This is a genomic window from Streptomyces sp. NPDC033178, from assembly GCF_055577685.1.
In genome coordinates this window covers 12,503-30,564 of sequence record NZ_JBVIPT010000032.1, presented here as the reverse complement: position 1 = coordinate 30,564, position 18,062 = coordinate 12,503, and the positions used below count along the sequence as shown (strand labels likewise).

15 protein-coding genes are annotated in these 18,062 nt (G+C 66.5%); 7 read left to right on the top strand and 8 right to left on the bottom strand.

The window, feature by feature from the left end:
* Positions 1 to 129: 129 nt before the first annotated feature.
* Positions 130 to 969 carry an IS5 family transposase gene (locus ACZ5VQ_RS46530; RefSeq protein WP_469110307.1) on the top strand — a complete coding sequence of 280 codons (840 nt, stop codon included), beginning with the start codon at positions 130 to 132 and terminating at the stop codon, positions 967 to 969.
* 526 nt (positions 970 to 1,495) lie between these two features.
* Positions 1,496 to 1,732 carry a hypothetical protein gene (locus ACZ5VQ_RS46525; protein WP_469110306.1) on the top strand — a complete coding sequence of 79 codons (237 nt, stop codon included), beginning with the start codon at positions 1,496 to 1,498 and terminating at the stop codon, positions 1,730 to 1,732.
* Between the two features lie 227 nt (positions 1,733 to 1,959).
* Here the strand turns inward: ACZ5VQ_RS46525 and ACZ5VQ_RS46520 are convergent, their stop codons facing one another.
* The 6 genes from ACZ5VQ_RS46520 to ACZ5VQ_RS46495 form a co-directional block, all read right to left on the bottom strand.
* On the bottom strand, positions 1,960 to 2,409 hold the full coding sequence (locus tag ACZ5VQ_RS46520) for a DUF6300 family protein (protein ID WP_469110305.1): 450 nt from the start codon (positions 2,407 to 2,409) through the stop codon (positions 1,960 to 1,962).
* 385 nt (positions 2,410 to 2,794) lie between these two features.
* Positions 2,795 to 3,307: a P-loop nucleotide/nucleoside kinase family protein gene (locus tag ACZ5VQ_RS46515; protein ID WP_469110304.1), complete on the bottom strand. Its 513-nt coding sequence runs from the start codon at positions 3,305 to 3,307 to the stop codon at positions 2,795 to 2,797.
* 677 nt (positions 3,308 to 3,984) lie between these two features.
* On the bottom strand, positions 3,985 to 4,458 hold the full coding sequence (locus ACZ5VQ_RS46510) for a hypothetical protein (RefSeq protein WP_469110303.1): 474 nt from the start codon (positions 4,456 to 4,458) through the stop codon (positions 3,985 to 3,987).
* A gap of 10 nt (positions 4,459 to 4,468) precedes the next feature.
* Positions 4,469 to 7,294, bottom strand: a complete 2,826-nt coding sequence (locus ACZ5VQ_RS46505; protein WP_469110302.1) for a CHAT domain-containing protein — start codon at positions 7,292 to 7,294, stop codon at positions 4,469 to 4,471.
* Positions 7,295 to 7,521: 227 nt separating this feature from the next.
* A complete protein-coding gene (locus ACZ5VQ_RS46500) occupies positions 7,522 to 9,075 on the bottom strand; it encodes an ISL3 family transposase (protein ID WP_469110301.1) in 1,554 nt (517 codons plus the stop codon).
* Positions 9,076 to 9,745: 670 nt separating this feature from the next.
* On the bottom strand, positions 9,746 to 10,222 hold the full coding sequence (locus ACZ5VQ_RS46495; RefSeq protein WP_469110300.1) for a MarR family winged helix-turn-helix transcriptional regulator: 477 nt from the start codon (positions 10,220 to 10,222) through the stop codon (positions 9,746 to 9,748).
* 87 nt (positions 10,223 to 10,309) lie between these two features.
* On the opposite strand from ACZ5VQ_RS46495, the gene ACZ5VQ_RS46490 reads away from it, so the two are divergent.
* Complete coding sequence (locus tag ACZ5VQ_RS46490; protein WP_469110299.1) at positions 10,310 to 11,200, top strand: alpha/beta fold hydrolase; 891 nt, start codon at positions 10,310 to 10,312, stop codon at positions 11,198 to 11,200.
* A 608-nt stretch (positions 11,201 to 11,808) separates the two neighbouring features.
* Positions 11,809 to 12,126, top strand: a complete 318-nt coding sequence (locus ACZ5VQ_RS46485; protein WP_469110298.1) for an Imm51 family immunity protein — start codon at positions 11,809 to 11,811, stop codon at positions 12,124 to 12,126.
* A gap of 30 nt (positions 12,127 to 12,156) precedes the next feature.
* On the opposite strand, the gene ACZ5VQ_RS46480 is transcribed toward ACZ5VQ_RS46485, so the two are convergent.
* Positions 12,157 to 13,278, bottom strand: coding sequence for an IS630 family transposase (locus ACZ5VQ_RS46480; RefSeq protein ID WP_469110297.1), 1,122 nt, complete (start codon positions 13,276 to 13,278; stop codon positions 12,157 to 12,159).
* Between the two features lie 356 nt (positions 13,279 to 13,634).
* Here ACZ5VQ_RS46480 and ACZ5VQ_RS46475 point away from each other — a divergent pair, with 356 nt between their 5' ends.
* The 3 genes from ACZ5VQ_RS46475 (at position 13,635) to ACZ5VQ_RS46465 (ending at position 15,770) form a co-directional block, all read left to right on the top strand.
* Entirely contained in the window at positions 13,635 to 14,012 is a 378-nt protein-coding gene (locus ACZ5VQ_RS46475) for a transposase family protein (protein WP_469110296.1), read from the top strand.
* Positions 14,013 to 14,133: 121 nt separating this feature from the next.
* Positions 14,134 to 14,817: an ISAs1 family transposase gene (locus tag ACZ5VQ_RS46470; RefSeq protein WP_469110295.1), complete on the top strand. Its 684-nt coding sequence runs from the start codon at positions 14,134 to 14,136 to the stop codon at positions 14,815 to 14,817.
* Positions 14,818 to 15,476: 659 nt separating this feature from the next.
* Positions 15,477 to 15,770, top strand: coding sequence for a hypothetical protein (locus ACZ5VQ_RS46465; protein ID WP_307530378.1), 294 nt, complete (start codon positions 15,477 to 15,479; stop codon positions 15,768 to 15,770).
* A gap of 529 nt (positions 15,771 to 16,299) precedes the next feature.
* On the opposite strand, the gene ACZ5VQ_RS46460 is transcribed toward ACZ5VQ_RS46465, so the two are convergent.
* Positions 16,300 to 17,790 carry a tyrosinase family protein gene (locus ACZ5VQ_RS46460; RefSeq protein ID WP_469110294.1) on the bottom strand — a complete coding sequence of 497 codons (1,491 nt, stop codon included), beginning with the start codon at positions 17,788 to 17,790 and terminating at the stop codon, positions 16,300 to 16,302.
* Positions 17,791 to 18,062 lie beyond the last annotated feature (272 nt).

Below are 18,062 nucleotides of genomic sequence, written 5' to 3'. Positions count from 1 at the left end.
AGGCTGCGAACGGGGCCGCCCGTTTTTTTCGGTTCTCGCGCCCAAGGTCCGTCTGGTTTCAAAAACAGGCAGAAACGCCCAACAGCAGCGGAACGGCACCGTCCACCGCATCCATGATCACGCTACGGCGTGATCCAGCGGAAGCCGTACCCCAGCGACCTGTACGACGCCCGATGGGCCTTAATCGAGCCGACGTTGACAGCCTGGAGAAAGGCTCGGCTCGACCGCAGACCCACCGGACAGCCGGCCAAGGTCGACCTGCGCGACGTATTCAACGCACTCCTCTACGCCAACCGCACCGGAATCCCCTGGAAATACCTCCCGCACGACTTCCCCAACCATGGCACCGTCTACGCCTACTACTCCGCCTGGCGTGACGAGGGAATCCTCACGCAGCTCAACTACGACCTGACCGGCCTGGCCCGCGTGAAGGAAGGACGCAAGCCCGAACCCACCGCTTCCGTGATCGACACCCAGAGCGTGAAGACCTCCACCAACGTGCCCCTGACCAGCCAGGGAACCGACGCCACCAAGAAGATCGTCGGCAGGAAACGGGGCATCCTCACCGACACGATCGGACTCATCCTCGCCGTGACTGTCACCGCCGCGAGCCTGTCCGAGAACGCCGTCGGAATACGCCTCCTCGACCAGGCCAAGAAGACCTACCCGACCATCTCCAAGAGCTGGGTCGACACAGGTTTCAAGAACACCGTCATCGAGCACGGCGCCAGCCTCGGAATCGACATCGAAGTCGTCAACAGAAACCCAGGAGTTCGCGGCTTCCACATTATCAAAAGGCGCTGGGTCGTCGAACGAAGTATTGGTTGGATCATGCTGCACCGGCGCCTGGCCCGCGACTACGAGACCCTGCCCGCCAGCTCCGAAGCCATGATCCACGTCGCCTCGATCGACAACCTCACCAAGCCCATAGCAGACGAAACGACACCCACCTGGCGAGGAACCTACTAGGACATAAAGGGCAATCCACCTAGAGTAAACGCCCTCTCAGGTGTGGGCCCTTTGCCGAGGTTCTTTCGGCCGCCGCCCCCTCTCGGAGGTTTGGTGTACGGCGAGCCGATAGAACCCGTTCGCTAGGCGAGCGGTGGAAGCCCGGGAGGCTTTCCCTTCCGTCCAGGACAACGAGCAGATGGTCAAGGCGTTACGCGGCTCAGCTGACCGGCGACCTGCGGTGTCTCGCTGAATCGGAGGCAACCCGAGTTGATGCCTCGGATTGAGCGGGACTGCCTCGCCTTCAGCGAGACGGGACAGCGGGCCCGCCACCTCACCTGCGTATCTGCTGACCGCAGGTGTCCCGTGACACTGAACCTTGACCGGTTGCCACTGAAGGTTGACCAACGCCGGTTTGTGACACTGCAGATTGATCGCCGCAGCGGACATAGGCTGACTCGACTATCAACCGGAGGAGCGTCACGCCATGGAACCGACCGTCGACAGGCCAGCGCCGCAGGTTACCGTCACAGACATCCGTACCCTCTTGGACTCTTCCGCTGAACTCCCCGTTCTGTACATCAACTACGGTCCTGGCAGCGGGGGCACCGAAGCGGAGTTGGACGTATGGGCCGCAGGCCTGGTCTACCAGGCCGACATCGTCCTCACCCGCGCGACCGCTCTAGACCTGCTCGGTGAGGAACCCAACAGCGAGACCATCGCGGCATTCCTGCCGAAGGTTCAGCAGGCCGTGGACCAGATGATCTCAGTCCGAGGCATATGAAGCAGATCGCTGATCGAGTCATTCGGCTGTAGACCCGGCACCGTGCCGCCTCCCCGATCTGCGGCGATCAATCTTCAGTGTCACAAACCGGCAACGTTCAGTGGCAACCGGTCAAGGTTCAGTGTCAGAGGACAGCGGACGTCGTTGGACAGATCCAGTGCACTCGCAGGTGTGCGTTGTAGTGGCCCGAGACCTGCCCGGTCTCTCGGGCCCCTACGTGTGTCGGCTCAGCCGCGTCCGCGCGGCACCAGGCTGGGGTGAGCCAGCGGGGCGTGCGGCGCCTCGGGTTCGGCAGCGCGGGACCAGCCGTGGGCACGCATGGTCTCGGTCTCCCAGTCCTCGAACAGCTTCTGCAGGATTTTGGGATCGCGGTCGGGGTCACGGTGCCAGCGGATGAAGGCGCGGGCGGCGGGACGGTCGGCGTCGCAGGCCGGGCACAGCTCCATCCAGACCCCGGCCATCCACGGGCCGTGCCAGTGCAGCATGAGGTCGCCTCCACAGCGCGAACACGGCTGCCGGGCCGGCTTCTCCTCTTCTTCGTCTTTGTCCGTGCTGCGGGCGACCTCCATGTGGGCGAGGTCGGCGTCGCTGTAGTTGTCGAGGCTGCCGTCGATGTTGCTCACACGGTAGAATGATCCGTCGGGGTACACCAGGTAGCGCCAGGAGAACGACTTCATACGAGCCCCCTTCTTTCGGGGTGGAACGCGCGAATGGCCACGATCCGCCCGCCCGTTGATCAGCGTCAAGGCGCGTGCACGAGAGAATCCGGGGCCGGAACAACGCGCGTACGCGGCCGAAAGAGCTGGCCCCGCACTCGCGGGCGGGGCGAGTACGGGCCAGCCTGCGCTATGCTCGCCTGACGGCGCGAGACCGGCCGCGCTCAACGACCGGTCCCCCATCGGCTTTCTGCCAAGCTGTGACTGAGCGCTTCAGTTGGCGAGTAAGTGGTTGAGTTGGCGTGTTGAGCTACGCCAGGCGCGTGTGCTGGCCTGCGGCAACACGACAGCCGCACCGCAGGCCAGCACGAACGCCGTCAGAACGCTCCCGGGATGGACAGCCGGGTTAGCTGTCAGTGCACGAGGGCCAGTGGTCTACCGCCCACTCCGGCCAGTTCCGCCAGCCCGCCGGCGGGGTGGGAATCTCGCCGCCGTCGAGTTCGGCGGCGTCAGGCACCTGGAACTGCTCCCGCCATTGGTCTACGTCAGCTTCGTTCATCGGGAACGTCTGATGCGGTGCCGTCGCCTGGCGGTGCGCGATGCGGGCGAGCTGGACGTCCTTGTCGACGGGCACGTAGACCACCTGGCATGCTGCCCCAGCCGACCATGCCAGCCAGCGCAGTGCCGACCGTTCATCGCGGCCCCAGAGCCCGTAGTCGAGTACGACGCTGGTCCTCAGCCGCAGCGCCTGCAGGGCGACCGAGATGAGCCGCCCTTCGAGCACCCACCGCTTGCCGTCGGCCATCGAATCGCCGAAGAGCGGGACCATCCAGTGATCTGGGGTCAGCCGCAGCGCCAGATGCGTTGCGGCGAGCTCTTTGGCCCGTGTGGTCTTCCCGGCTCCGGGGAGCCCGACCATCAGGAGCAAGGTGGGGACCCGCGGGTCCTGCGTGACGACAGGTCTGGCCACATACGGGCACGGGAATGGGTTTTCGTACTGTGAATCGAAACGCTGCGACTGAGACATTGCTCCCCTGATCAGGCAGGATGGCCCGGCAGCACAGAGCGAGTGACTGCCGGCAGGACACTGATCCGGCGGTACGTCTTGGCACTGGCCCCGACAGGGGGCAGCCATGAGGCCGCGGTTACGGCAACCTCGGGTACCGCCGCTAAGCGGCGGTACGGGTAGTCATGGCAGCGCAGCAGCACATGCTTGCACCATAGCCGACCCGGACGGCGAACCGTCAGCAACATGCTCGTCAAGCGAACCGGGCTCAGCCCTGCACGTCCTGAACGTGGACCCGCCAATTCAAGCGCTCACTCGCCAACTGAAGGGTTCTGACCACTCGTCCGTGACGGCTACGCCAGAGTGACGGCGTGTGTCGAGGTCAGGAAGCCGCCTCAATCGTCTGAGCGTTTCCGGCCTTCGTCGCTGAAGGCACTCGGGGGCGGTGACAGGCTGGCCCTCTGCGGAAAGGCGGTCAGAACTCACCTGACTGTGACCGCCCTTCCGACTGGCTTCTGGTCGGGTACGCATCGCTGCGTCGGCCCTGCGTCGTATCCACCGCCGAGAGACGGACGTAGCAGCGCGTTGGCTCAGTCAGTGGGCTGGGCTTCGTCGAGTGGGGAGCGCCAGCGGCTGCGGGCGTGGTCGTAGTGCAGTGGGCCGAGACGGTACCGGGTCAGGTCGAGGGACAGGAGCTGCTGGTAGGCGTTGTGGGGCAGGTCGGGGTCAAGGACGATGCGCAAGCCGGTGGCCGGGTCTTGGAGCACCACGGGGCGTGACGGCTCAGGTGGTGTGGCTGCGGTAGCCGTAGCGGAGGAGGCGCGTAGGTTGCGTACGGCGTCCTGAAGGCGGTGGTAGGCGGCCTCAGCTGCCTTGGTTCCCACGGTGGTCAGGAAGGCGTGCAGCGGCAGAGAGACAAGGATCAGCCAGGAAAGCGGGTCGACTACCCGGCGTGGTGGCAGCACCCGAACGCTGGGGGCGAAGCCGAGAGCAGTCAGTGCGTCGGACAGCAGTTGTTCCTGCTCGCATGTGACCCGGTGGTCAACGACAAGGTCTACACGCATGCGGTCCGGCTCAGCCATCATCGCCCTCCTCCAACTGCCATACCCGCGCCGTCTTGCCCCGGCTGGCGGTGGCGAGTCGGTGACCGTCCGGGCTGAACGCCACCGCGTCCACCCAGTTGCGGTGGGTGAGGGTCAGGAGTTGCGTGCCGGTCTCGGCGTCCCACACCCGTGCCGTCTTGTCCCAGCTGGCAGTGGCGAGGCGGCGACCGTCCGCGCTGAACGCCACCCCGCGCACCGAGTTGCGGTGGGTGAGGGTCAGGAGTTGCGTGCCGGTCTCGACGTCCCACACCCGTGCCGTCTTGTCCTCACAAGCGGTGGCAAGTCGGTTACCGTCTGGACTGAACGCCACCCCGCGCACGAAGTCGCCGTGGGTGAGGGTCAGGAGGAGGGCGCCGGTCTCGGCGTCCCACACCCGTGCCGTCTTGTCCCAGCTGGAGGTGGCGAGGCGGCGACCGTCCGGACTGAACGCCACCCCGTGCACCGTGCTGCCGTGGGTGAAAGTCAGGAGTTGCGTGCCGGTCTCGGCGTCCCACACTCGCGCCGTGCTGTTCGAACTGGCGGTGGCGAGGCGGCGACCGTCCGGACTGAACGCCACCCCGTAAACCTCGAGGCCAGGGATGAGGGTCAGGAGTTGGGCGCCGGTCTCGGCGTCCCAGACCCGCGCCACCATCTCCCCGCTGGCGGTGGCGAGGCGGCGACCATCCGGACTGAAGGCCACCCCCACAATCCAACCTCTGATCCAGCCTTTCCGATTCGTGCGCAGAAGAGTGAGGTGCTTCTGTCCGTGGCTGTCCACGATTAGCGCGGTCTCGTTATTACACGCCAGGGCGAGGCGTTCGCCATCAGGGCTGAACGCGACCGCCCTGACTGGGCCGGGCCCTTTGATGAGGGTCGGAGACTTGGTCTTGAGAGTGCGGGTCGGACTCGGAGACTTGGTTTTGAGCATGCGGTTGAGCTTCTGACGGGCTTTGGTTGTGAGTTGCGCTGTAGCGCGATAGTCAGGGCCTATCTCCCGGACTTTGTCGAGTGCCTGCAGGGCTTCTTGCCAGCGGTCGGCTTCGAAGTGATCGAGGGCCTGGCGGTAGTGGCCTTTGAGGGCCTGCTCACGGTCGGTGGTCTCCGCGGTTTCCCGCGCGGCTTTGATGATCGCCTCCAGCTCTGGGTCGGGAGCCGGTGCCGTGTCCTGAAGGGTGTGCTGGTTGAGCTGTTCGGCTGCGGCCAGGACGGCATGCCACTGCCCCGCGCGGTGCAAGGTGGTGATCTCCTCGCGCAGCCTGGCACGGACCTGCTCGGCGCGGGCTTGGTCCAGCAGGGATCGGGCGTCGAGATAGTCGGCTTCGGTGGCGACGACCGCTTCGAGGTGCTCGATAGCCTGGCCCCAATCGCAGGCGGCTACTGCGTCCCTGGCTGCCGCATACAGCGCGTTGAGACGCTGGCCGTGGCGTGCCTGGGTGAGTTTGGCCTGGCTGTCGCGGTAGTCGCGGTCGCAGGCGATGATCGTGCGGAACGCCTCGACGGCCTCGTCCCACCGTGCGGTGTGAAAGGCAGCGAGCCCCTCGGTATACAGCTCATCCAGGTCTGCTTGCCCCTCCTCGCGGCGTTGCATCATCAGCCGACTACCCGCCTGCTGAAGACCAGCGCCCGGGTGGTTGGACGGCTGTGTGGTGGGGCCGGGGGTGTCGGTGAGGTCGAAGAGGTGGCCGTGGCCGTCGGGGGAGCGCATGTACAGCACCGGTGTGCCCCACTCCAAAGAGCCGGGGCGGGCCAGCATCATGGCCTGGCGGGCTTCCATGACCGCCACGTCGATCGGCAACTGCCGGGCCAGAGCCGAGTAGAAGGCGTGCGCGCACTCCAGCGCGGCCTCGTCGCTCACCTCGTACTGCATCGCCAGCACCGCGGGCAGGGCCTTGTGCATCAGTGCACCGGCCACGCTGGAAAACGGGTTGAGTCCGCCCGCGCGCCCGGTCTCGCAGGCGTTGAGTACCGCCAGCCGCAGCGAGGGGTGACCGGCCACCAGCATCGCCAACCGCCCGGCACCCAGCAGATAGGTTCCTCCCTGCTCGCCGGCCAGTGCCAAGGCGCCTTCCTGCGCGCGGGTGTCATACCCTCCGTGCCCGATGAAGTGCAGCACATGCCACTCACGCCGAGCCCCGCCCCCTTGTAAGCCACCCTGCACAGAAGCACTGCGAGCATCTCGGCGGAGCGCGTCACGCAGGTCGCGCCAGGTCTGGCCTTCCGTCCAATCCAGCTCCACCCGGCCCTCCGCCACCAGGTCGGACAGAGCTTCGCGCAGAAGCTGCTGCTCGGCCCGGACCGCCAGCGGATCTTGATCCTCCGGGCGGGCGACCATGCCCAGGATCCGCAGCGGCGGCATCACCCGCAGCGGCGCCATCGGCCGCGCCACCTGCGGATGGCGTACCAGCGGGACCTCCAGGCACAGATAGTCGCCCTCACTGGTGTCGTAGAGGAACTCCCATGGCAGCCGCGCCAGCTCTGGAGCCTGCACGCGCAGCACCAGACGGACTTGGCCGCCCTGCAGCGCGGCACGGTTGCGCGCAGCCCGCAGCAACCCCGCTCCGGACCCGTCCAACAGGGCGTCGAACAGTGTGCGCCCCAGCTCCCGCACCGGTGCCTCTCCATCGGCCATGGCGCGGCGCACCAGGGCCGAGGAAGCCACCACCGCATCCGGTATCCGTGCCGCCCGAGCCTCCAGCTCCTGCGCCGGCGGCAGCCGCATCATCCCCGGCGTTTCATCTCCGCCCGTCGTCCGGAACACCACCGGGTAGCCGTCGCTGCCACCCGGCCCGACCTCAACCTGAAGATCGACATCCACCACAGCGCCCCCCCACGTCCTGCCGGTCAACCAGACCGCCAGCGACCGGCATCGCCGTTCCTCTACACGCTACGGCCATTGCCCCGGCCCGTCCCCACAACGGCACCAGGCCAGTACGCGGCAACTCCCGTCAACTCAAACGCTCGGCCCTGCCAGCGAACAGAGAGGCCACGTGAGGGAGATCCCCTGGCGGAACGGCCCTGGAGCCCGGGGCGGCGCTGCTGTGACAGCTATGGCTGGAGGAGGATGCGGGCTCTGAGCAGAGTGAAAGAGGCGCGGCCGTACATTTGCCGCTTGATCGTCTTGATCCTGTTGACGTGTCCTTCGACGATGCCGGAGCTGTAGGGCAGGGTGAGGCCGGCGGTGACGGCCTGGAGGTCTTGGCGGATGGAGTCGGCAAAAATGCCGATGGCTTCAGGTCCGCTCAGTTCAGCTTTCTGGATCCAGTCCCGAAGTCGATGGCCGTGGCGGTGGCGGAGCAAATTGGTGAACTCCCGCGCGAGGTCGCAGGCGGCAGCAACCTCAGGGCAGGCGTTTCGTAGAGCATCCAACTCCGCTGCCTCCGAGGGGCGCAGCGCCTCCTGCGGACGCATGATCCATGCAGTGATGGTTCGAGGACTGGGTACAGCTGTCAGGGCGGGGATCGCCGCGCCCTTCCTGATGTTCGCCACGTAGCGGTTAACGACGTGATAGCCGCCGGTGTAGCCGAGAGCGCGCACCTCGCGGTAAAGCTGCATCGAACTCGTGCAGCCCGCGCGAAAGCGGTGCTGGACGTATGCGGTGAACGGGTCGAGGACGCCGACGCCCCGGTCCCGTGCCGAAGCGAGGAGGTCCTCAAGGTCTTGGTCCCGATAGCGCCGAACCGTCTTGCGGTCCAGGTGCAGGCGACGCCCGATGGCGCTGAGAGAGAGCCCCGCAGCAGCCAATTCGGTGATCTCCCGGTGGCGTTGGCACACGCGCTCCAGAAGAGGAGTCGCCGGCACAACAGAGGGCGATCCGTTGTCTAGGGCGACAGGTCGGCGCAGGCATCCGCGATGGCGGCGGCACGTCTTCTCCACGGCCGTTGAGAGGTTCTGGAGGAGGTGCCAGCGATCGGCCACTTCCCGAGCGTTGGGGGCCGCCTGCTGGATGGCCTTGGTGAAGGCCATCAGACGGTCGCGGCACACGATCTCGGTGCCGGGGTGCTCGCGAAGCCAGGTCGCGACCGAGGCGGTCTCCCGGTCCGGTAGAACGTCCACGGGCCCGGAGGTCTCGACGTTGACGAGAACGGTGCCGTAGGTCCGTCCCCTGCGGAACGCAAACTCGTCGATACCGAGTATCCGCGGTGCTTGGGCCGGAACGGACGGTGCCACCAGCTCGTGCAGGAGCGCGGTGCGTCGGCCGTGGACCCGTAGTTTGGCGCACAGACGCTGGCCCGGGCGCCCGCCGAATTCGATGGCGACCGCCCGCATTGCCGCTCGCGCCGCTGCTGAAGCACGGCGTCGTGGCTCGGTCAGGCCCCCCACCTGTTCCACGAACGTCCTGCGCAAGCACTGACTCTGATCACAAAAGAACCGACGCACGTGCAGGCGGATGACTACCTCCCGCCCACCAGCGGGCAACTCGGATATCTGACGCCAGTAGCGGCTGTGGACCCGTGAGGCACGATGGCCGCACTCGGGACACCTGCCGGGTGAGCCGCATCCTGCCGCGTCAACGATCAAGCGGCCATCGACGGCCACGATCTGCCGCACCTTGAGGCCCAAACCCGCGAAGAGTAAGTCTTCAAGCGTCTCCACCTGCATGACAGTGCAATCCCCGCCGGAATGTCCCACAGTCCCGCAGGCGCTCCATAAAATGTCGTACCTGTCACGGAAGAGCGGTCAGAACCAAGTAGGACGCTCAGTCACAGTGACACCGCTCCATGACCCGAGGGGCTGCCTCGGACGGCGGCCGGGTACGTTCGCCGTGGGTCCGTGCCGGACGGAACCGGCACGGGCCCAACCTCCCTCGCTGCTTGGGCTCGTGGGCCCGGGCGGCTTGTCCGTCCGGCGTCGCGCGCGGCCCCGCCGTCGCGCGAGCAACACCGGCGGCGCCCGATCCCCTCGCCCGCCGCCCGGGGCCTGTCCCACCCACCCACTTCTCTATTTCATCCTGCTGTGGGCGGGGCTCAGGGTCATAGAGGGGATGTCGGCCTCCCGACCACGACCTGGCGGGCATGGTGACCTGCGGGTTCGCGGACATGTGTGCCAGGGGGTGCGGACGGTTGTCGGCCGGGTTGTCGGCGGGGAAACCGGCCTGGTCCACGGAGGCGTTGTCGCATCGTGACCGTGGTCGGGCCTTGATGGTCGGGTCTGTGGTCGAGGCCGGCTGCTGGCCTCTCCGGTACGCGCGGCGCCACAACGGCGCTGTACCGGACAGGAAGCGGCGAGCCCGTGATGACGAACGTGAACGTGGATGTGGGCGGGCTGACCGCTAGCGCAGTTCCTGTCCCGCCGCCCAGCCCGGAGCGTCGAGGTTGATGGGCGAGTCGCCGACGAATTGGGCGAGCTGCGTTTCCAACTCGGCGAGTTCGGCGGCGCCCAGACGCACTTCCCAGCGGGCCCGCACCTCGTCGAAGATCGCCGTGCCCTCGGTGATCAGCCCGATCCCGTGATCGGTGATCCGGATGTTCTTGCGGCGGCTGTCGGCGGGGTCGGTCTCGGTGGTGACGTACCCGCGTTCGACGAGCGCGGCGATCGTCTTCGCCGCGGCCTGCTTGGTGACGGCGAGTCTGCGGGCCAAGTCCGAGGCGCTGTCGGCGCCGGCTCGGATGGCCCGGATCGCGTACTCGTGCGACGGCCGGGCGTCGGGGTATCCCCGGGTCGCCAACTCCCGGACCACTTCGTCCACCAGATTGCGATAGCTGCCCAGGAGCAGCAGGGCGAGATCGGCGCCGGATCGTGAGGACATGACCACAGTCTAGATCTTCCCTTGACCTGGACAACCAGGTTGACCAACACTACAGTCAACCTGATTGTCTATCTTGGGAGTCACCGCATGACCAGCTCTTTCGTGACCGCCTCGCCCGCCGTGGCGGGCGTCACGCACCACACCGCCGAGGTCAACGGCACCACGTTGCACTACGTCTCGGCGGGCGACACCGGCTCCCCGATCCTTCTGGTGCACGGGTGGCCTGAGTCCTGGTGGGCCTTCCGCGACGTCATCCCGCTGCTCGCCGCCACCCACCGGGTGTTCGCCGTCGACCTGCGCGGCTTCGGCGACTCCGGCATCGCCGACGGCGACCACGACTTGGCCACCATGGCGGAGGACCTGCACCGGCTGGTCGCCCACCTCGGCGTCGGGCCCGTGCACGTGACCTGCCAGGACATCAGCGGCGGGCCGGTCTTCGCGTTCGCGGCCACGCACCCCGGCGACGTCCTCAGCTTCACCGGCATCGAGACCACCCTTCCGGGGTACGGCTGGGAGATGCTGGCCGACGTGAGGAACGGCGGCTCCTGGCACGTGGGATTCCTGGCCGCCCCGGGAATTCCGGAGCTGTTCCTGGCCGGCCGCGAGCGAGTGATGCTCGACTGGGCCGTCTCGGTGATGACGATGGTGCCGGGCGGGGTCACCGAGGCCGACCTCGACGAGTTCGCCCGCACCTACGCGCGGCCGGGCGGCTGGCGCGGCACCGAGGGGCTCTACCGTTCCTCCCTGACCGGCGGCGACCGGATGCGGGCACTGGCCGAGTCGCGGCCGCTGACCGTTCCCGTGCTCGCCGTCGACGGCATCAACGCCCCCTTCACCGAGCGGACGATGCGCCAGGTCGCCGGCGACGTCACCGCGGTCACGATCCCGGACGTCGGGCATTTCGTCGCGCAGGAGGCGCCCGCCGCCTTCGCCACCGCGGTCGGCGACTTCGTCGACCGCGTCGACCGGAGCCGCTGAACGGCCGAGTCCCTGCACCGCCACCCTCCGCGCCCTCTCCGGCCTGCCGCTGACGCGACCTCGAGCCGGGGCAGCGCCGTTGCCTCCCGGACTCGTGCTGCCGAGGTGGGCAACTCCCGCGCCGACACCGCGTGATTCAACCGCGGATACGCCGTCCGCTCGATCGACGCCACGAACCCACCCCCCGACCATCAACCGGACAAAGGCCCCCGCGCGGCGACGACTCCAACGAACACCAATGCGACAGGAAAATCCCCAGCTCAGCGCGATGCATCACCGCCCTACGGCAGGTTTCCGGCGTACTCCGGTCGGACCCGCTCTTCGGCCTGCTCTTTACACTTCTCGCGCAGCTACGTGAGCTGATGCGGCAGACCGGCCGCACCATCGACGAGTGGCATGACCTGCGCGGTTCGGGGAACGACGAGCCCTCCGACAAGTAGCAAGACAGAAGGCCCCGCTCCTCGGCTACCGAAGGGCGGGGCCTTCTCCGTACCCAGGCGGCCCACGCCGTCTAGTGCTGTGACCGGAAAGGTTCACCGGGGTCGGGAGCGGATGAGCCTCTGGAGGGAGCGGACGGCCCGTGGGCCAGGCGTGAGAGGATCGCGGCCGTGACCATCAAGCTTCATGACTTCGACGGCGAACACTCGCTGACGTTGGATGTCGGTGGCCTGGCTGCTGATGCCGCAGTGGTCGATGCAGAACACGAGCCGAACGGATACTTCTGGGAAGGTCTCGTGCGGTTTGCCTGGCCAGACATCGCCGAGCGCCTCGACTTCGACAGCGAGGCCGGCATGTTCTGCGCGGTCGGGAGTCCGAGCGACCTCGCGCTTCTCAAGACGGCCGTTGAATCAGTCATCACGAACCCCGAGGCAGTCCGCGACATCATCGCCCGGGCGGAGACTTCGGGCTTCGAGTTCGACGATTAGAGATCCAACCGGATAGCAACACCAGTTGGGTCAGGATGCTGTGCTGAGTGGGCGTCCGCCCCAGCGGATGCCCTTCTCGCTGCGGATCCGGGCACGCTCCTTGCGCTGGGCGGCCAGCACATCGGGGTGTCGGGCGTTCTTGTTGCGCCAGCGCAGGTAGGCGTGCAAAGCCCGGGTCTGGGTGGGGTGGCTGCGGTGGTTGGAGTTGGCGACGGTGAACTGCCGCAGTGGTCCGAAGTGGGCCTCGATCGGGTTGGCCCAGGATGCGTAGGTGGGCGTGAAGCATAGCTCGACCCGGTTCCTCCTGGCCCAGCGCCGGATCGTCTCGCCCTTGTGGGCGGACAGGTTGTCCAAGATGACGTAGATCGGCGCGCCGTCCGGGCGGGCCGCGCGGATCGACCTCAGCGCGGCCAGGGCGTTCTCGGCGCCCTTCTTGCGGCAGTTGACGCCCCACAGGGTGTCGTCGCCGATCGAGTAGCAGCCGTGGAAGTAGCGGACGCCGTGGGTGCGGTGGTAGGTCGCGGGGTGCCGCTCGGGGTGGCCGGCAGGGGCCCAGCCAGAACCGCCGGTGGGGCGGATGCCGAGCGGGCCGAACTCGTCGAACGCGAACACCCGGTCCGGGAACCGCTCCAGGACGTGCTCGATCCGGTCGAGCTTGGTGGCACGCTCGGGGTCGGGTGATTCCTTCCAGGTCTTGGTGCGCTGGAAGGTGATGCCGCGGCGGGCGAGCAGGCACCGTAACGCCTCGCGGCCGATCCTGATCACGCGACCGTGCACGCGTCGCAGGTGGGCGGCAAGTTTGCGGACGGACCAGCGGGTGAAGGGACGGCCGAGCTTGGTCGGGCGGGTGGTGGCCGTCGCGACGACGAAGTCCTCGTCGTCAGGACTGAGCAGGCGGGGACGGCCTCCCGCCCACTGAGGGTCCAGGCAGGCCAGGCCGATCTCGTTGAACCGGTGGATCACGTCGCGGACGGTGTCCTCGTCTGCCTGCAGCAGCTGGGCAATCACCGGGACCCGGTTCCCGCCGGCCGAGGCCAGCAGCATCATCGCGCGCCGGTAGCGCACCGAACTGGTGCTGCCCCGGCGCACGATCTGCTGCAGCTTCTGCCCCTCCTGGTCGGTCAACCTGCGCACACGGACAGGCTCAGCCACCCACACCCCCAGCGATCGGACGAACGGACGTCACCGGACATCCAACCGCCGCGACCACCAACCCAGCGAACCTTCCCGGTCAGAGCACTAGATCAACTGCCTAGCGTTGATTTTCCGCTGAAAGCTACGGACGGTCCGACGGCCAAGTGGGGCCAAAAGAACCTGGAACAACCGCCCCCGACCCACCCAGGGTCATTGCGTGTTCGGGATCGGTCCGGTTCGCCGGTCTCGCGCATGACATGACGTCATGTCCCGGTGAGGGGTGGGACGTTCCCGGGAAGCAGCGCTGGTGATCATGTGGTTGTCGAGACCCATGAGAACCGAGCGAGACCGTGCCTGCCCGAACATCATCGCCCATGACCAGCGGGCTGGGGCAACTGGCCTTCCCGAACCTCCGCCTCACCCAGCAGGACGCCGCCGACCTGCGTCGCTTCTTGATCTGGGTGCCCGATCCACGCGGCCTGCGGGGGCGGCGGTATCCCCTGCTCCCGCTGCTTTGTGCGGCCGCCGCCGCAGTCCTGACCGGCGCACGCTCCCTCATCGCGATCGGCGAATGGATAACGGACGCCCCGCAGCCCGTCCTGAGGGTCCTCGGCTTCCCGGCCGACCCGCTCACCGGCATCCGGCCGATGCCGCACGCGGCCACGGTCCGCAGCCTGCTTCAACGCGTCGACGGCGACGCCCTCGACGCGGCCATTGGTGCATACCTCCAGGCCAGAACACCACCGTCGTAACTGCCCGAGCCGTCGCCGAAGCCGTCGTTGCGAGCGATCGCGGTCGATGGCAAGACCGTGCGCGGCTCTCGTACGACCACGGCCACCGCGATCCAACTGCTGGCCGCGATGGACCACCACGGTGTGGTCCTGGCCCAGCGGCAGGTCGGCCTCCAAGAGCAACGAAATCCCCGCCTTCCAGCCCCTGTTGGACACCATCGACCTGGAAAGCACCGTGCTGACCACAGACGCCCTGCACACCCAGCACGCCCACGGCGCCTATCTCCGCACGCGCGGCGCCCACTACCTGGCCATCGTCAAGAAGAATCATCCCGGTCTGTATGAGCAGGTCAGGAGGCTTCCGTGGGCCGAGATCCCGCTGGAGCACCGCACCCGCGACAAGGCCCACCACCGCGTGGACATCCGTCGGCTCAAGGCCGCAGCCTTCCGACACCTCGACTATCCCGGCGCTCGCCAGGCCATCCAAGTCGTCCGATGGCGAAGGGAGTTGAGTACGGGCAAGCTCACCGTCGAGCGGGTCTACGCGATCACCAGCCTGGACATCTACGACGCCACCCCGGCCCAGCTCGCCGCCTGGATCAGAGGCCACTGGGGCATCGAGAACCTCCTGCACCACGTCCGTGACCGCACCTTCCGCGAGGACGACTCCAAGGTCCGCACCGGCCACCTGCCCCGCACCATGGCCGGCCTCCGCAACCTCGCCATCAGCGTCTTCCGCCAGAACGGCGAGACCAACATCGCCGCCGCCCTCCGCCACACCAGCCGCGACTACCACCGCCCGCTGTCAGCCCTCGGTCTCACGTGATCAGCCCGGACGATCGCGATCATGCAATGACTCTGATTTGGGAGCCACCGTTTCAGGCCGATTGGGGCCAGGGGTGTCGGTGAGTTGGGGAGCCAGTCAGTGCGATGGTCTGTGACATGCCGCAGTTGACGTAACGGGGTGGGTTGGGCTGCGTAGCCGTTCACGCCCGTCTTGTTGATCACGCTCATGTCAGGAGAACCGTGCATCCAGGTCGCACGAGTGACTTTCCGAGGAGATCCGGCAGGCCCGGCGAGATGATCCGTCGGCGTTGAGGGAGCCAGTCCTGCGCTCGAGGCCGTGACGGAGGTTCGGAGAACAGCTTCTAATTCGAAATGGTGCACGCTTTATCGTTTCCTCCTATTTTCGTCCGCAATCTATGGAAGTGCTTGCCGATACTCCGTTAGCGTTGCCCGCAACTGGCCCGCACCATGCGGGGATGGCTCATCTCAGGCAAGGACTACAAGGGCGGCAATATGTCCGAGTCTGTGCTTGAGCACACAGCTAATAACAACGGGAACCTGAAAGGGTCGACATTGACCACACCAACAGTGCAGCCATCATCGCTATCTTCACCGCGAGATTCGGCATCACAGCCTTCACCGCACGACGTTCAGCGCCTCCGACGCCTTACTCGCCGAGGAGGAATTGTCGGCGCTGTCATGGCTTCAGTAGCGGCGTTGATCCTCAGCGTCTCTCCGCCCGCTTACGCTGGCGGTCCCTATATGTGGGCAAACGGCAACAGCATCGGTAAACGACTGACGGTCTGCGCTCAGGACCTCGGTGTCAGGGGCTCGCCGGGAAGTGGTGCGTTCGCTTACCTGCACCACCCACAGACCTTCACGGTCGAGAACGCCGGCCAGTATGAGTTCGGCGGCGAGTGGGTTTACGGCTTCGCTTGGGGCGACGTCAACCGCCGCGGCTGGGTCCAAAACGGTTGGTTCTGCAACAACTGACGCGTCCCTGACCGGGCTCGCAAGTCCTACCCATGGGAGGGACAGGAACGGGCTCTCGCGATAAAGCGGCGGCGAGACCAGGATTTCCGGTCTCGCCGCCGCCTCTGCCGTGTTGTGCGGGCTGTCAAGAAGCAAGGGCCGGACCGTGCCGGGCTTCGACAATCACATGATCACCGGCACCGTGTCTGCACCCCCGTTCCTGGGCAGCGACCCACAAATACCGACATGACGCGCAGTCAAGGATGAACCCGACGAACCTCGTTCATGCAATGCCCCTGGGGCGATGGCCGGCCGCGGTGAACCTCGCGCCGACTGGAGCATGATCGTTCTCAGCGTCAACGGCTATACCATTACCCGTACCGACGCCAATTGCGCACCTGTACCTCGTCCACACCGATGGCCGCAGGCTCCGCGTGAAAAGAATCCCGCAGGGGACGCGAGCGGTGTTCCAGCCGACAGACGAGCAAGCTGCACGTGTGGGCGATCCCTTCTGCCACCGGTGACGTCTGCGCGGGCGGCGTCCCGAGGGCTATACCTCCTGCACCAGAAGCCGCGCGTTGATGGTGGGATTGCCCGCCTGCCCGACGGGGAAGGCCGAACCGATCTCCGCGGCGTGCCGGGGCACGTCGATACGGACGGACAGCGTCCGGTCGAGAAGCTGTTCCTGCGTCATCCGGAAGTCGATGTTGACGATGCCGTGCTGCACACACGTCGCACAGTTCCGCGGATCCTCCGGTTGAAAGAAGAAGCGCTTCGCGACAGGCTCGTCGTCGGCGAGCAGACTCACCACGAACGACCCCGGGATTTGCAGCCGGTTGATCCCCTTCACCCGCACCGAAACCGGATTGGCGCTCCGGAACGCGAAAGTGCGGGAGGCGTCGATGCTTCCGGACAGATTCTCCAACGCGCCCTCCACAGGGCTGATGAGTTCCAGTCGATCGTACGAGACGTCGGTTTCGATCGTCTGGTCGGCGGTCGCGCTGAACGGTGGCAGAGCGTTGAACGGCGTGGTGAGCCACTCGGTGTTCTGCCCCAGTGTGGTTCGGAATCCGGTCAGCGTGGTCGCGCCCACGAGTGTCTGCCAGCTTAGCCAGAGGCGGTCGAGGTTGCAGTGGAAGAACCAGAACACCGGGTCGAAGGACGCGACATTCTGGTCGCCCATCGTCGGCCCGATCGATCCGTGGCCACCGTCGTGGGCCTGGATTGAGAAGTCTTGGTAACCGTTCACATTGGACTCGCCCCACAGCGACTGGGTCAGCGATGTGGCAATGTCGTCCAGGACCCCGAAGTCCCTCACGTTCTGTGCGATGTCGGTGGCTGAGAAGCGTTCGGTCTTGTACGGGAAGTATCCGGTCACGGGCTGTGGCGTCGCGGTGCCGCCGGGATCGGCCGGCAGGGTGTACGTGTCGAACGGTGGCTGTTGCAGCCGGTCCGGCAGCGTGGTCGAGATGTCCCAGTAGGGAATCGTCACCTCTTCGCAGCCCGGGACGGAGCGCAGGGCGTCTTCGAACACCCGCAGGTACTGGCGGTGCCAGGGGTTGTAGCGGTCTTCGTGGTGCAGGCACCAGCGCTTCGGGAGGCCGTGTTGCCCGGCCAGGGCGAAGTAGCTGTCCGGATCGCTCGGGTCGCGGTCCATCAGGCCGGAAAACGCTCTCGCCAGCAGATCGAACTCGGCATCGCTCAGCGCTGTGATGTCCTTGCGCAGCCGTGTCGCGGGATGCCCGTTCGCCGGTGGCTCGACTGGCGTCGCCGTACCGAGCGGACATCCGTTGACGATCCAGTTGCGGAACGTCTGGGAGCGTTCGGCACTCCATTGCCCCTCTGCGTCTGGCGGCATCTGAGGGTTCGGCGGAGCGGTCTGCGCGTGAATTGAGAGCGCGTTGCTCTTCACCCCGTCATAGGTGCCGAGCTCGATTCCCTTGGCGGCCATATGGGCCACGTCTTCGGGTCGAAAGAAGAAGCGAATATTCGCCAGATAGGTCGGAGCTGAAACGACTTGGTCGGCGATCGGGTTGTTCATACTTCCTCCGTTGGGTTTCGCGCGGGTGTGAGGGTCGACTGGGTGTTGCAGTAGTCGAGGCACTCGCATGAGCTATTTCGAGTATGCGGTACCCCAAGAGGTGTCTGAACGATCGACACTGGCCGACCACGGCCTGAATCGCGAGGGGGGCGACACTCTGCGAATTTCGGGCTCCGGTGCTGCTAATTGACCCCGCAATTTCATTTCGCCAGGGATCCGGGACGAATATCGCCTCCGGCCTGCTCGGGAAGTGGTGGGTGCGTGGCGGGCCC

Excerpts from the sequence above, each read along its gene's own strand:
- ACZ5VQ_RS46520 (WP_469110305.1), bottom strand. The coding sequence starts at position 2,409 with ATGAAGTCGTTCTCCTGGCGCTACCTGGTGTACCCCGACGGATCATTC.
- ACZ5VQ_RS46515 (WP_469110304.1), bottom strand. The coding sequence starts at position 3,307 with ATGGTCGGGCTCCCCGGAGCCGGGAAGACCACACGGGCCAAAGAGCTC.
- ACZ5VQ_RS46510 (WP_469110303.1), bottom strand. The coding sequence starts at position 4,458 with ATGCGTGTAGACCTTGTCGTTGACCACCGGGTCACATGCGAGCAGGAA.
- ACZ5VQ_RS46500 (WP_469110301.1), bottom strand. The coding sequence starts at position 9,075 with ATGCAGGTGGAGACGCTTGAAGACTTACTCTTCGCGGGTTTGGGCCTC.
- ACZ5VQ_RS46495 (WP_469110300.1), bottom strand. The coding sequence starts at position 10,222 with ATGTCCTCACGATCCGGCGCCGATCTCGCCCTGCTGCTCCTGGGCAGC.
- ACZ5VQ_RS46490 (WP_469110299.1), top strand. The coding sequence starts at position 10,310 with ATGACCAGCTCTTTCGTGACCGCCTCGCCCGCCGTGGCGGGCGTCACG.
- ACZ5VQ_RS46475 (WP_469110296.1), top strand. The coding sequence starts at position 13,635 with ATGACCAGCGGGCTGGGGCAACTGGCCTTCCCGAACCTCCGCCTCACC.
- ACZ5VQ_RS46465 (WP_307530378.1), top strand. The coding sequence starts at position 15,477 with ATGGCTTCAGTAGCGGCGTTGATCCTCAGCGTCTCTCCGCCCGCTTAC.
- ACZ5VQ_RS46460 (WP_469110294.1), bottom strand. The coding sequence starts at position 17,790 with ATGAACAACCCGATCGCCGACCAAGTCGTTTCAGCTCCGACCTATCTG.